The sequence below is a fragment of the Sphingomonas parapaucimobilis NBRC 15100 genome (genome assembly GCF_000787715.1).
Lineage (GTDB): Bacteria > Pseudomonadota > Alphaproteobacteria > Sphingomonadales > Sphingomonadaceae > Sphingomonas > Sphingomonas parapaucimobilis.
The window spans coordinates 1-14322 of record NZ_BBPI01000053.1; the positions used below are offsets into that span (position 1 = coordinate 1).

General features: G+C 67.4%; 11 protein-coding genes and 1 riboswitch. Of the genes, 3 read left to right on the forward strand and 8 right to left on the reverse strand.

Annotated features, from left to right (window positions below; all coding sequences use genetic code 11):
- Nucleotides 1–390 precede the first annotated feature (390 nt).
- The 6 genes from rbfA to rimP all read right to left on the reverse strand — a co-directional run bounded on the left by rbfA (nucleotide 391) and on the right by rimP (nucleotide 7024).
- Nucleotides 391–798, reverse strand: a complete 408-nt coding sequence (gene rbfA / locus SP5_RS09375; RefSeq protein WP_042487482.1) for a 30S ribosome-binding factor RbfA — start codon at nucleotides 796–798, stop codon at nucleotides 391–393.
- A 105-nt stretch (nucleotides 799–903) separates the two neighbouring features.
- Complete coding sequence (infB, locus tag SP5_RS09380) at nucleotides 904–3807, reverse strand: translation initiation factor IF-2 (protein WP_042487485.1); 2904 nt, start codon at nucleotides 3805–3807, stop codon at nucleotides 904–906.
- Complete coding sequence (locus SP5_RS09385; protein WP_439645609.1) at nucleotides 3804–4607, reverse strand: DUF448 domain-containing protein; 804 nt, start codon at nucleotides 4605–4607, stop codon at nucleotides 3804–3806. Before SP5_RS09385 ends, infB begins: the two co-directional genes overlap by 4 nt.
- On the reverse strand, nucleotides 4588–4824 hold the full coding sequence (locus tag SP5_RS09390; protein ID WP_042487487.1) for a tautomerase family protein: 237 nt from the start codon (nucleotides 4822–4824) through the stop codon (nucleotides 4588–4590). The genes SP5_RS09385 and SP5_RS09390 overlap by 20 nt, the downstream gene beginning before the upstream one ends.
- Nucleotides 4824–6446, reverse strand: a complete 1623-nt coding sequence (nusA, locus tag SP5_RS09395; protein WP_042487489.1) for a transcription termination factor NusA — start codon at nucleotides 6444–6446, stop codon at nucleotides 4824–4826. Before nusA ends, SP5_RS09390 begins: the two co-directional genes overlap by 1 nt.
- Entirely contained in the window at nucleotides 6446–7024 is a 579-nt protein-coding gene (gene rimP, locus SP5_RS09400) for a ribosome maturation protein RimP (RefSeq protein ID WP_042487492.1), read from the reverse strand. Before rimP ends, nusA begins: the two co-directional genes overlap by 1 nt.
- 175 nt (nucleotides 7025–7199) lie before the next feature.
- Here rimP and SP5_RS09405 point away from each other — a divergent pair, with 175 nt between their 5' ends.
- Nucleotides 7200–8402: a PQQ-dependent sugar dehydrogenase gene (locus tag SP5_RS09405; RefSeq protein ID WP_042487495.1), complete on the forward strand. Its 1203-nt coding sequence runs from the start codon at nucleotides 7200–7202 to the stop codon at nucleotides 8400–8402.
- Between the two features lie 163 nt (nucleotides 8403–8565).
- Nucleotides 8566–9810 carry an ROK family transcriptional regulator gene (locus SP5_RS09410; RefSeq protein ID WP_042487498.1) on the forward strand — a complete coding sequence of 415 codons (1245 nt, stop codon included), beginning with the start codon at nucleotides 8566–8568 and terminating at the stop codon, nucleotides 9808–9810.
- A 217-nt stretch (nucleotides 9811–10027) separates the two neighbouring features.
- On the opposite strand, the gene SP5_RS09415 is transcribed toward SP5_RS09410, so the two are convergent.
- Both SP5_RS09415 and SP5_RS09420 read right to left on the reverse strand, forming a co-directional pair.
- The gene (locus tag SP5_RS09415) at nucleotides 10028–11449 is read right to left on the reverse strand and encodes a sugar porter family MFS transporter (RefSeq protein WP_042487501.1); all 1422 of its coding nucleotides are present in this window, start codon (nucleotides 11447–11449) and stop codon (nucleotides 10028–10030) included.
- A 394-nt stretch (nucleotides 11450–11843) separates the two neighbouring features.
- Nucleotides 11844–12911: a LacI family DNA-binding transcriptional regulator gene (locus SP5_RS09420; protein ID WP_042487504.1), complete on the reverse strand. Its 1068-nt coding sequence runs from the start codon at nucleotides 12909–12911 to the stop codon at nucleotides 11844–11846.
- A 112-nt stretch (nucleotides 12912–13023) separates the two neighbouring features.
- A riboswitch (SAM-I-IV-variant riboswitch) is annotated at nucleotides 13024–13133 on the forward strand.
- 44 nt (nucleotides 13134–13177) lie between these two features.
- On the opposite strand from SP5_RS09420, the gene SP5_RS09425 reads away from it, so the two are divergent.
- Nucleotides 13178–14248 carry a threonine aldolase family protein gene (locus tag SP5_RS09425; RefSeq protein ID WP_042487507.1) on the forward strand — a complete coding sequence of 357 codons (1071 nt, stop codon included), beginning with the start codon at nucleotides 13178–13180 and terminating at the stop codon, nucleotides 14246–14248.
- The last annotated feature ends 74 nt before the right edge of the window (nucleotides 14249–14322 follow it).

Below are 14322 nucleotides of genomic sequence, written 5' to 3' on the forward strand. Positions count from 1 at the left end.
CTTCCGCAAGCGGGTCCTCGTTGGAGAGGCCCCACCCCAACCCCTCCCCTGAAGGGGAGGGGCTCACTCGGATCAAACCCATGTCATCCTTCCATAAACGCCCCCCGACCGCGCCGCCCCGAAGGCCCGGGTCCAGTTGCGATGGATACGCGATGGCCCGAGGCATTTGCCTCCCCCGCCTTGGCGCGGCGCGCCATCAATGCTTTGCTACTGGACCCCGGCCTTCGCCGGGGTGGCCTGCCCTATTGGGTGAGGGCTCTTCTTCTCTGCGCCCTCCGCGCCTCCGTGCGAATCAAAACCTTCGCGGCTTCGCGACTTCGCGCGAACCCTATTTGCGGCGGTCACAGCGTGGCCTTCGACTTCGCTCAGGCTGAACGGAGGGGGGGGGTGTCAGTCCTCGGACGGCTCCCCCTCCTCCAGATCCTGCGACACCTTGGGCGAGCGGAGCAGCGAGTCGATATGACTCCCCTCGTCGAAACTCTCGTCCGCCAGGAACTTCAGCTTGGCGGCATATTTCATCTTCACCCGGTGCGCGACCTCGCGCTGGAGATAGGCGGTGTTGGTGCGCAGCGCCTTGATCACCACCTCCTCGTCCTTGCCGAGCAGCGGCTTCACGAAGACGGTCGCATGGCGCAGGTCGGGCGACATGCGCACTTCGGTCACGCTGACCATGTGCTTGGCCAGCGTCTCGTCATGCACGTCGCCGCGCGCGAGGATTTCGGACAGGATGTGGCGGACCTGCTCGCCGACGCGCAGCAGGCGGACCGAGGGTTCGGCGGGGTTTTTGGACTGGACCATGGTCTGTTTCTTCTCAAACGAAAATCGCGGCCGCCGGACAGGCGACCGCGATTCATTCCGGCATGAAGCGGGAGCGGCAGGATCCCTCCCGCCGCCCCGCGATCATCAGAGCGAACGCTCGCGCAGTTCGACCTCGAAGGTTTCGAGATAGTCGCCCGCCTTGATGTCGGTGAAGTTCTGCGTGAACGTCACACCGCATTCCAGACCGGCGCGAACTTCGGCGACATCGTCCTTGAACCGGCGGAGCGAGTTGATCTCGCCCTGGTAGATGATGACGTCGTTGCGCGTGATGCGCGCCTTGAGCGCCTTGCGGATGACACCCTCGGTGACCAGCAGACCGGCGGCCTTGCCGATCTTGCCCGCCGAGAAGACCTCGCGGATTTCGGCGCGGCCGACGACCGTCTCGAATGCCTCGGGACCCAGCTCACCGGCCATGCCCGCGCGGATCTCGTCGATCAGGTCATAGATGACGTCATAATATTTGAGCGCCACCTTGTTCCGCTCGGCGATCTCGCGCGCCTTGGCGTTGGCACGGACGTTGAAGCCGATGATCGGCGCACCGGAGGCGGCCGCCAGCGTCACGTCCGACTCGGTGATGCCACCGACGCCCGAGTGCAGGATACGCGCCTTGATCAGATCCGACTGGATCTTGGTGATCGACGCGACGATCGCCTCGACCGTGCCCTGCGTATCCGCCTTCACGACCAGCGGATATTCCTTGGCCTGGTTCGCCTTCAGCGCCGAGAACATCGACTCCAGGCTGGCCGGGGCCGAGGTCGTGCGCTTCTGGAGCACCACGCTCTGGCGGTATTCGGCGACCTCACGGGCACGCGCCTCGTTCTCGACGACCTGCAGCAGGTCGCCCGCCTGGGGCACGCCCGACAGGCCCAGGACCTCGACCGGCATCGCCGGACCCGCTTCCTTCACCTGACGGCCCTTGTCGTCGACCAGCGCACGGACCTTGCCGCTTTCCGCGCCGACCACGAACACGTCGCCGACCTTCAGCGTGCCGCGCGTGACCAGCACGGTCGCAACCGGACCACGGCCCTTGTCCAGCTTGGCCTCGACCACGCTGCCCTCGGCAGGCCGGTCGGGGTTGGCGGTCAGTTCGAGCAGTTCGGCCTGAAGCTGGATCTTCTCGATCAGCGTATCCAGACCGATCTTCTTGAGCGCCGACACCTCGACGTCCTGGGTTTCACCACCCATGTCCTCGACCTGCACGTCATGTTCGAGCAGGCGCTCGCGGACGCGCTGGGCATTGGCGTCGTGCTTGTCGATCTTGTTGATCGCCACGATCATCGGCTTGCCCGCCGCCTTGGTGTGGTTGATCGCCTCGATCGTCTGCGGCATCAGCCCGTCATCGGCCGCGACCACCAGCACCACGATATCCGTGACGTCGGCACCGCGGGCGCGCATCTGGGTGAAGGCCTCGTGGCCCGGCGTGTCGAGGAAGGTGACCTTCGACTTGTCCTTCAGCGTGACCTGATAGGCGCCGATATGCTGGGTGATGCCACCGGCCTCGCCGCGCACCACATCGGTACCGCGCAGCGCGTCGAGCAGCGAGGTCTTGCCGTGGTCGACATGGCCCATGATCGTCACGACCGGCGGGCGGGGGCGCAGCGATTCCGCCGCATCCTCGGTGGTGTCGAGCGCCAGATCGATGTCGCTGTCGGACACGCGGACGATGTTGTGGCCGAATTCGGTCACCAGCAGCTCGGCCGTATCCTGGTCGATGGTCTGCGTCATCGTGACAGGCATGCCCATCTTGAACAGCGCCTTGACCAGATCCGCGCCCTTTTCGGCCATGCGGTTGGCCAGTTCCTGGACGGTGATCGCCTCGGGCACCTGCACGTCGCGGACCTGCTTGACCTGCGGCTCGCGCGGACCGCCAAAGCCACGCTTTTCCTTTTCACGGGCACGCTTGAGCGCCGCGAGCGAGCGGGCGCGGGCGCCGTCCTCGTTCAGGGCTCGCGTGACGGTCAGCTTGCCGCCGCGACGCTCGTCACCCTTGCGGTCGCGCTGCTGCGGACGGCCCGGAGGCGCGTTGCGCGGCGTCGGCTGGCCCGAGGGCATCGAACGCGGCGCACCGCCCGACGGAGCGGAGGCGGTGGTGTTGCCGGGCGCGCTGGCGGCAGGCGCTGCCGCTGCGGCGGGCGCAGGCGCGGGCTTGGGCACCGGCTTCGGGATTTCCGGACGCTGCACCGGCGAGAAGCGGCGCGGCGCGGGCATCGAGGGATCGCGACCCAGGATCGGCGGCGTAGGCACCACCGGCGCGGGGGCCGGAGCGGGCGCAGGCGCAGGCTTCGCCGCGACCGGAGTGGGCGCAGGCGTCGGCGCGGGGGCCGGGGTCGGAGCGGGGGCTTCGACCTTGGGTGCTTCCACCTTGGGTTCGGGCGCCGGGATCACCGGACGCTCGACCGGACGGAACATGCGCGGCTGGACCGAGATGGTCGGCGCGGCAGGTTCCTCGACCTGCGCCGGGGCCTGAACGGGCGCTTCGGCGACCGGCGCGGGGGCCGGTTCAGGCTCAGCGGCAGGCTGGGGCTCGGGAGCCGGTTCCGGTGCGGGCGGCGGGGCAGCGGCCGCCTCGGCGGCGGCCCGCGCACGCTCCTCGGCGCGGGCACGCTCGTCCTCGGCGCGCTGCTGACGCTCGGCGTCCTCACGGCGACGAATCTCTTCCTGCATGGTGAGGCGCTGTTCCTCGGCCTCACGCAGCAGACGGGCCTGACGCTCCTGCGCCGTCTCGTTCGACGGAACGGGGCGCGGCGGGGCGACCGGCGCGGTCGCCACGGGGGCGGCCGGAGCCGGGGCCGGAGTCGGCGCGGGGGCGGCCGCCTCCGGCGCTCCACCCTGCGGGCCAAGGACGCGACGGCGCTTCGTCTCGACGATCACGGTGTTGGACCGGCCGTGGCTGAAGCTCTGCTTCACCTTGCCGGTCTCGACCGTGCGCTTCAGCCCCAAAGGCTGGCGCATTCCGAGTTTCGGCTTGTCGTTGTCGGTCTCGCTCACTCAAAATCCTCGTGTACGGTCACGGCCGTTCGGTCACCGGTAATGTCGGACGCCGATGCGCCTTGCGAGGCCGTTTCGCAAGGCGTTGCCACAGGGTCGGGTCCGATAAAATGCAGCCAGCGGTCGAGCGCTTCGCTCACCCGCTTTGCCGCGTTACGATCTGTCAGGCCGATGTGTACCACATTTTCGCGGCCCAACGCCATTGACAATATGGGGCGTGTGGCGGGCAGTGCCAACCCCTTGAGATCGGAACCTTCGCGGTCCGATCCCACGCGCCACGCCTGCGCCAGCTTGCGACACCCATCATCACCCGCATCGGACGCATGATAAAGCGCATGCAGCTGTCCCGAGCGCGCCGCCGTCGCGATCTTGTCCGATCCGGTCAGCAACATGCCCGAGCGCGACTCGAGTCCCAGCCGGTCGAGCGCGTTCCGCTCCAAAGCGGATGCGATCAGGTCGGGCAGATCGTCGGGAATACTGAACTCGCCCGTCTTGAACGCGCGCGCCAGCGCCCCCTTCAACTTGCCCTTGGCGATGGCCGTTTCCAGCTCGCCGCGAGTCACGCCGATCCAGCCACCCCGGCCCGGCGCCTTCGCGCGGACATCGGGCAGCACCCGCCCGTCGGGCGCGAGCGCCAGACGGATCAAATGCGGACGCGCGTCATGCTCGCCCGACAGGATGCAGCGGCGGACCGGCCCGTCGATCGAATCGCGGGCGGCCTTCGCCGATTCCCTGGGGCTCCGACCCTTTTTGGCCGGAGCGTCGTTTACGCCACCGCGCTCATTGTCCCGGTTCCGCATGCGCGTCTCCCGGGGGGTTAGAGGCAGGCGCATCACGGTCGGCGATCAGCTGACCGCCCGCACCATAGTTCTCGGTCGAAACCTCCTCGATCACGATCTGGACGGCGGCCGGGTTCTTGCCCAGCCGCTCCACCAGCGAACGAGTCACGTCGGTGACGATCTCGGCCTTTTGCTGCTTGGAGGCGGTGCCCGCCAGACGGATCGAGACGAACGGCATCAGGCTTCGTCGCCCTCCGCCTGCGCCTCGGCCGTGTCGGCAGCGGGTTCTTCCTCATCGGTGAACCAGTGCGCACGGGCGGCCATGATGATCTCATTGCCCTGCTCGTCGCTCAGGCCATATTCCGCCAGAATGCCGCCCTTGGGGGCCGCACGCGGGGCATCGTCGCCACGACGACGCGGCTCGGCGCGCTTCTTCTCGACCAGTTCGTCGGTCGCGAGGTCGGCAAGATCGTCGAGCGTCTTGACGCCCGCCTTGCCCAGCGTGACCAGCATCGCCTCGGTCAGATACGGCATCTCGGCCAGCGCGTCGTCGACGCCCAGCGCGCGACGCTCGTCGCGGGCAGCCTGTTCGCGGCGGTCGAGCGCTTCCTGCGCCCGGCTCTGCAGCTCCTGCGCGAGGTCTTCGTCGAAGCCCTCGATCGCGGCCAGCTCGTCCAGCTCTACATAGGCGACCTCTTCCAGCGCACCGAAGCCTTCGGCGACCAGCAGCTGGGCCAGCGTCTCGTCCACGTCCAGCTCGTTCTGGAACAGCTCGGAATTCGCGACGAACTCCTTCTGGCGCTTCTCCGACGCGTCGGCCTCGGTCAGGATGTCGATCGCCTTGGCGGTCAGCTGGCTGGCCAGACGGACATTCTGGCCGCGACGACCGATGGCGAGGGACAGCTGGTCGTCGGGAACGACGACTTCGATACGGTCCTCTTCCTCGTCGATCACGACGCGGCTGACGTTCGCGGGCTGAAGCGCGTTCACCACGAAGGTGGCGGTGTCGGGCGACCAGGGGATGATGTCGATCTTCTCGCCCTGCATCTCCTGCACGACGGCCTGCACGCGGCTGCCCTTCATGCCGACGCAGGCGCCGACCGGATCGATGCTCGAGTCGTGGCTGATGACGCCGATCTTGGCTCGGCTGCCCGGATCGCGCGCGGCGGCCTTGATCTCGATGATGCCGTCATAGATTTCGGGCACTTCCTGCGCGAACAGCTTCTTCATGAAGTCGGGGTGCGCGCGGGACAGGAAGATCTGCGGCCCGCGATTCTCGCGGCGCACGTTCAGGATCAGCGAGCGGATGCGGTCGTTCACGCGGACGACTTCGCGCGGAATCTGCTGGTCGCGACGGATCACGCCCTCGGCACGGCCCAGATCGACGACGATGTGACCGAACTCGACGCGCTTGACGACGCCGGTGATGATCTCGCCCTGGCGGTCCTTGAACTCATCGAACTGACGGTCGCGCTCGGCGTCGCGGACCTTCTGGAAGATGACCTGCTTGGCCGCCTGTGCGGCGATGCGGCCGAATTCGATCGGGGGCAGCGGGTCGACGATGAAGTCGCCGATCGCGGCGCCCTTCTGAAGCTTCTCGGCACCCTTGATGTCGATCTGCTTGTAATAATCGTCGACCTGCTCGACCACCTCGACGACGCGCCACAGGCGCAGGTCGCCCGAGTTCGGATCAAGCTTGGCGCGGATGTCGTTCTCGGCACCATAGCGGGCGCGGGCGGCGCGCTGGATCGCGTCCTCCATCGCCTCGATGACGATGCCCTTGTCGATCATCTTTTCCGAGGCGACCGCATTCGCGATCGCGATCAGTTCCGCCTTGTTGGCGGAAATGGCGGTAGCCATCAGTGCCGTCCTTCCGTGGTGGCGCCGTCCTGTTCGGGCGCATCCTGATAATAAACCTCTTCCGCGCCCTCGACGGACAGCGGCACCGTCGCGGCGATCAGCCGGTCGGTCATGACGAGCTTGGCATCCTCGATTCCCGAGAAGGGCAGTTCGTGGCGAACCTCTTCCCCGTCGACGATAATGACAGTGTCGCCCTCGACCCCGGCGAGATCGCCCTTGAACTGCTTGCGGCCGTTAAGCTTCTCGGCGAGCGTGATCCGCGCCTCATGCCCCGCCCAGTCGGCGAAATCCTTCAGCCGGGTCAGCGGGCGGTCGATACCGGGCGAGGAGACCTCCAGCCGGTACGCATGGTCGATCGGATCGCGGCCCTGCTCCTCCAGCGCGTCCATCACGTCGGAGATACGGCGCGACAGGTCGGCGCAGTCGTCGATGTTCAGCTGGCGCGTGTCGGGACGCTCGGCCATCACCTGGAGCGTGGGGTCCGACGTGCCGCCATACATCTTCACGCGCACGAGCTCGAAGCCGAGCGCCTTGGCCTCGGGTTCGATGAGTTGCGTCAGAAGGGCGATGTCCGCCATGAAAGCTCCAGATGTGCCGGATCGGTGCCGCGGAACCCGTCCCGCAGCCTCTTTCACCCGACGATGTAAGAGAATGCGTCAGTCTATACACAGGAACCGCCGACGAAACAAGCATCCATGCCAAGGCGTTGTCGGCCCACAGGGCCGGTCAGGGGCCTTACCGGGAGAGTAGAAGATGAAATTGCCGTTGCTTGCCGCCTTGCCGGTGGCGCTGATCGCCTGTTCGGGCAATGGACCCGGCCCCGACGAGACGGGCAGCACGCCCCCGGTGACGGTCACGCCGGGCGGAACGCCCTCGCCTTCTCCCTCCGCCATGGCGACCCCGCCCGCAACCGTGGTGAACGGCCAACCCTTCGGCCGCACCGTCATCGCCGATTTCGACGCGCCCTGGGCAATGACCTTCCTGCCCGACCGGCGGATGCTGGTGACCGAGAAGGACGGGCGGATGCTGCTGGTCGGCGCGGACGGACAGTCGCGGCAGACGATCGCGCGCATCGCGGTCGATTCGGCGGGCCAGGGCGGACTGATGGACGTGGTCCTCGCCCCCGATTTCGCCCAGTCGGGGCGGGTCTATTTCAGCTATTCGGCGGCAGCGGACGGCGGCAAGCGCGTCATGCTGGCGCGCGGGCGCTTTCAGGAATCGAACGGCACCGCGCAGCTGACGGGTATCGAGACGCTATGGGCCGCCAGCCCCGCCGTCACCGGCGACGGCCATTATTCGGGCCGCATCGCTTTCTCGCCCGATGGCCAATATCTGTTCTTCACCGCGGGCGACCGTCAGAAGTTCACGCCCGCGCAGGACCCGAAGGCGACTTTGGGCAAGGTGCTGCGCCTGACCCCGGACGGCAAACCCGCCGCCGGCAATCCGCTGGCCGCGCAAGGCTTCGATCCGGCGGTCTGGTCCTATGGCCATCGCAACCTGCTCGGCATCGCCTTCGATGGCGCGGGCCATTTGTGGCAGCAGGAAATGGGTCCCAAGGGCGGCGACGAGCTGAACCTGATCCTGCCGGGGCGCAATTATGGCTGGCCCAATGCGTCCAACGGATCGAATTACGACGGCAGCGACATTCCCGACCACCGCCCCGGCGACGGCTATGAAGCGCCCAAGGTCTGGTGGAACCCGGTGATCTCGCCGGGCGGTCTGATGATCTATTCGGGCTCGCTCTTCCCGCAATGGCGCGGCGACGCCTTTATCGGCGGGCTGTCGAGCAAGGCGCTGATCCGCGTCGACCTGAACGGCACCAGCGCCGCCAAGGGCGACCAGTGGGACATGGGCGCGCGCATCCGCGAGGTCGAGCAGGGACCGGACGGCGCCATTTATGTGCTGGAGGATGGCGGCGATTCGCAAGGGCGGCTCATCAGGCTGACCCCGGCCTGATTCGCCCGGGCCGCCCCGGCATAACATCCTGCAAATAGGACCAATGTGCCGGGGCGGTATGGTCAGGTCTGACAATAGGTCTTGACCTGACCCGGCCGTCGCGCCGATCCTGTGGCAAAGACGGGCGATCCGGGTTCGCTCCACCATGGGAGACGACACCAGAATGACGCGATCGTCGCAGCCCAATCCGCCGGAGCGGGGGCCTGCCATCGAGGCGCATTCGCGCGACTCGCGTCTGTCGCGCGGTCTGTCGGGCACCAATCTGGAGCGGGCGGGCGATTACAACCTGCGCACCGTGCTGCAGGTCATCCGTCTGCATCGCGAGACGACGCGGATCGCCATCGCCAACCAGACCGGGCTGACCCCGCCGACCATCGCCAACATCACCGGGCGACTGATCGAGATGGGGCTGATCCGCACCGCCGGGCGGCTGCATCGCGGGCGCGGCCAGCCTGCGCTCAAGATCGAGCTGTGCCCCGACGGCGCGTTCGGTATCGGCCTGACCATCGACCGCGACCATCTGGCCATCGCGATCCTCGACCTGTGCGGCACGGTACGCGCGCGGGCGTCCCGTGAAATCGCCTTTGCGACGCCGGACGACGTCCTGGCCTTTATCGGCGACACGCTGGAACCCGCATTGGCCGAGGGGCAGGTGGACCGGACGCGCGTGCTGGGCGTCGGGGTGGCGATGCCGGACGGCGTCGACCGCTCGCTGCCCAACCAGACGCGCGGTTATGACGCCTGGAACGGGGTCGACACGGCCGCGCTGCTCGCGCCGCTGCTGCCCTGGCCAATGTACCGCGACAACGACGCCGCCGCCGCCGCCCTGGGCGAGGCGCAGCATGACCATGATTTCGCCTGCCCCAACTTCTTCTACCTGCTCATCACCGCGGGCCTTGGCGGCGGGCTGGTCATCGACCGGACCTATCATCGCGGCGCGCATCGCCGTTCGGGCGAGATCGGGCTGATCCCCGACCCCACGGCGGGACGGCCGGGTGCGATCGTGCAGGATACGGTGTCGCTGGCCGGACTGGAGGTGCGGTTGAAGGCGGCGGGCTATACGCTCGATTCGCCCGAGACTTTGGGTGACGGCGACGACCCGATGCTGTGCGCGGTCATCGACCAGTGGATCGAGGATTCGATCGCCGCGCTGCTCCAACCCATCGTCGCGGTGACGACCCTGTTCGACCCCCATGCCATCCTGATCGGCGGACGCCTGCCCGGCTGGCTGCTCGAGCGGCTGTCGGCGGGGTTGAGCGAGGCACTGGCCGGGGTCGAGCTGCCCGCCCGCCCCGCTATCCGCCCCGCCCGCAGCGCGCAGGACGCCCCCGCGATCGGCGCGGCGATGCTGCCCTTCATGGACCGGCTGTTGCCGTCCGACTCGATCCTGATCCAGGCGGGGCGTTAAGGCCCCCTTCCCCAGCACCATTTCCCTACGGCCGTTCAGCCTGAGCGAAGTCGAAGGCTAAGGGAATCCGTGCGCCCAATGGACATTGGGAGAGGTCCTCGCATGGCCTTCGACTTCGCTCAGGCTGAACGGAGGTGGGGGAAGTGGGCGGGTCAAGAAAAAGGCCCGCCTCCGACAAGGAGGCGGGCCTGTCAGGCTCTCGGGGATTATTCCGATATCAACCCGCCATGTCTTCCAACTCGCGACCACGCGTCTCATTGACCATGGCGCGGACGAAGAAGAACGACACCGCCGCGAAGAAGGCATAACCGAAATAGGTCACGCTCAGGCCCGGCGACACGGCGAGCGCGGGGAAGCTGACCGAGATGGCGGCATTGGCGATCCACTGGGCAAAGCCCGAGACGGCCAGGCCGGACCCGCGAATCTGGTTCGGGAACATCTCGCCCAGCATGACCCACATCACCGGACCCCAGCTGGCGTTGAAGAAGATGACGTAGAGGTTCGCCGCGACCAGCGCGATCACGCCGTTATTGCCGGGCAGCGACACCGCGCCATTGGTGCCGGTGACGGCGGTCGAAAAGGCATAAGCGACGATCGCCAGCGTCACTGCCATGCCCGCCGAACCGATCAGCAACAGCGGCTTACGGCCGATCTTGTCGACGGTCGCAATGGTGAACAGGCAGGCCGCGATCGACAGCACGCCCGACAGGATGTTGGTCTGGAGCGCATAATCCTCCGAAAAGCCGACCGCTTCCCACAAGGTCGCGCCATAATAGAAGACGACGTTGATGCCGACCAGCTGCTGGAATACGGCCAGGCCGATGCCCGCCCACAGGATCGGGCGGATCTTGCCGGTCGTCTTGTCGACCAGGTCGGACAGCTTGGGCTTGTGCTGGTCGGCGGCCAGCGAGCCTCGGATCTCGGCCACCTTGCGGGTTGCCTCGGCCTCGCCGAACAGCTTGGTCAGGACCGTATGCGCCTCGGCATCGCGGCCCTTGGCGACCAGGAAGCGCGGGCTTTCCGGGATGATCGACAGCGCGGCGAAATAGACCGCCGCCGGGATCGCCTGAAGCCAGAACATCCAGCGCCAGGCGGGGAAGCCCAGCCAGAATTCGGCGGTCGAGCCACCGGCGTAACGGGCCAGTGCGAAGTTCGCGACGAACGCGCCGGTCAGGCCGGTGATGATCATCACCTGCTGCACGCTCGACAACCGGCCCCGAATCGCGGCCGGAGTGACTTCGGAGATATAGACCGGCGAGATGACGCTGGCCGCGCCGACGCCCAAACCGCCGATGATGCGCGCGAAGATGAAGATCGCCGAGCTGCCGGCGGCCCCCGCCAGCAACGCGCTGACCAGGAAGAGACCGGCGGCCAGCATCATGACGTTGCGGCGGCCGATCGCATCGGCCAGCCTCCCTGCGCCGAACGCACCGATCGCCGATCCGACCAGGATCGCGCCGACATTGACGCCGACGCCCAGGCGGCCGAGGTCGAATGCGGCCTCCAGCCCCTTCTGGGTGCCATTGATGACGCCTGAGTCATAGCCGAACATGAAACCGCCGATGGTCGCGACAACGACGATCGCGGCGATGAATCCATGATTGACGCGCGCGGCGTCCAATCCCCTTGTGTCGGTCACTTCCGGCCCTCTCCTGATCCGTGCGTGGCGTCTTGGCCTATCCGCACGACAATGTCCTGTCACCGGCACAATATATGGCCAGCCATGATGGTAACGCTATCTTAAAACATCGCGCCGTCAAGCACCTGTGCGCGTGGTTCGTCCCACTTCGCCGCAGAGCGACGCCCGGTTCCAAAATCGACAACTCTTGCCCTCGCCCCTGGACAGGGGAGAGGGATAGCGGAGCTTGCCAGCTTGGCTGGCTAGCGCAGCTTGGGTGAGGGGTCGAGCGAGCCTGCGGCTCGCGCGCTGCGCGCTCACCCCTCACCCAGCTCCGACTAGGACTTTGCTCACGCAAAGGCCAAGTCTGCGCAACCCTCTCCCCTCTGCGAGGGGAGAGGGATAAAATTCGCCCCTATATACCGCGTGGCCTGCGGCGCGGTGCGGCGTCCGACTGGCGGCGGATCAGGCTGTAATCCAGCATGCGATGCGCGGGTGGTTCGGCGTTTTTCTGGCGGATGACGGTGGCCATCATTTCCACCGCCGCGCGCGCCATGTCGGCGATCGGCTGGTGGATGGTGGTCAGCTCGGGCCAGATCGTCGTCGACAGCGTGGTGTCGTCGAAGCCGCAGACGGTCAGGTCGCTCGGCACGTCGAGGCCGCGGCGATGCGCCACCGCCACGGTCGCCGCCGCCATGTCGTCGTTCGACGCCAGGATCGCGGTCGGCGGCTCGGCCAGGTCGAGCAGCCGCTCGGCCGCGTCCAGCCCCGAGCGATAGGTATAGAGGCCCGGCGCGACCAGATCCTCGTCGAACGGCACGCCCATCGCCTCCAGCGCGGCGCGGAACCCCTCGTAACGGCGCGCGCTGGCGGTCAGATTGGGGTTGCCGCAGATAAAGCCGATCCGGCGATGGCCCAGGGTCATGACATGGCGGGTCATTTCCTCGGCTGCCGCGCGGTCGTCGATCTGCACCGCCATCGCCGATTCGGGCATTTCCTGCGGCGCGACGCCGGTCGCCACGACCACGGCGGGCACCCGCGCCTTGCGCAGCAGGGAGAGCACGGCTTCCGCCTCGCACAGGGGCGGCGGCAGGATCACGCCATCGATCCCGCCCGCGATCAGGTGGCCCGCGACCTCGACCTCATGGTCGCCGATCTCGCATTTCTCCACGACCATCTGCACGTCGAGCCGCGACGCCTGGTCCAGCGTGCCCAGCAGGAATTCGCTCAGGAACCCCTGGCTGGGATTGCTGTAGAGCATGCCGATGCGGATCTGCGCCGCGCCCGCCAGGCTGCGCGCCGCCGGGTTGGGCGCATAGTTCAGCTGCGCGATCGCCGCCTCCACCTTTTCGCGGGTGGCGGGACGGACATTGGCCTCGTTGTTGATGACGCGCGAGACGGTCATCAGCGACACACCGGCGGCGCGCGCGACATCGCTGATCGTGGGAGCGCTGCTACCGCGGCGCGAGGTCCTGATGTTCATAACGTTTACGCTTCCACCTTTCGGGCGCGATACGCAATGGTTTGAGGGTCGAAAGATGGCGGACGCGCGGGCCGGCACTCTTGCGGACCGGGCCGCCCGCCGCTAAAGCCCGCGCCAGCATCGAGAGTCGGGCCATAGCCCGGCACCAACCTGCCTCCCGGCAAGGTGGTGCCTTTCCGGATGGAGAGGGATGTGGCCGAACCGGCAACAACGGGACGAACCGCCACTTTCCTCATCCGACTCGTCATAGGCACGAAGGATTTGTGATGAGCGCGGTGGTTCCCCAACATTCTGCCCCCCAGCAATTTGCCAGTGACAATTATGCGGGCATCTGTCCCGAAGCCTGGGCCGCGATGGCCGAGGCCAACCAGGGCTATGTCCCCGCCTATGGCGAGGACCCCTATACCGACCGCGCCGCCGATGCGTTCCGCACGCTGTTCCAGACCAAGTGCGAGGTCTTCTTCGCCTTCAACGGCACGGCGGCCAATTCGCTGGCGCTGGCGGCGCTCTGCCAGAGCTATCACAGCGTCATCTGCTCGGCCTCCGCGCATGTCGAGACCGACGAGTGCGGCGCGCCGGAGTTCTTCTCCAACGGATCGAAGCTGCTGGTCGCGCAGACCGAGGACGGCAAGCTGACCCCCGACGCGGTGCGCGCGCTCGCCACCGGCCGGTCGGACATCCACTTTCCGAAACCGCGCGCGGTGACGATCACCCAGCCGACCGAGACGGGCCAGGTCTATACGCTGGCCGAAATCCATGCGCTGTCGGCGGTGTGCCGCGAGCTGGGGCTGCGGCTGCACATGGACGGGGCGCGCTTCGCCAATGCCTGCGCGGCGCTGGGCTGCTCGCCCGCCGACATGACGTGGCGCGCAGGCGTCGATGTCCTGTGCTTCGGCGGCACCAAGAATGGCATGGCGGTCGGCGAGGCGATCCTGTTCTTCGACCCCGTGCTGGCCGAGGATTTCGACTATCGCTGCAAACAGGCGGGGCAGCTGGCGTCAAAGATGCGCTACCTCGCCGCGCCCTGGATCGGGATGCTCGATACCGGCGCATGGCTGACCAATGCCGCGCATGCCAATGCCTGCGCGCAAAGGCTGGCGGCGCGGGTCGCGGGGCTGCCCGGCATCGCGCCGATGTTCCCGGTCGAGGCGAACGCCGTCTTCCTCAGCGCCCCGCCCGCGGTGCTTGACGCCTTGCGCGCGCGGGGATGGCGTTTCTACACCTTCATCGGCGGCGGCGCGCGGTTCATGTTCGCCTGGGACGCCGATCCCGCGCGGGTCGATCAGCTTGGCGACGACATCGCGGCGGTAGCGGTCGAGGCATTGCAGGCGGCGTAAAGCCTATTCCTCCCCGGTACGGGGAGGTGGCAGGGCGAAGCCCTGACGGAGGGGGGCTTCCACACAGGTCGACC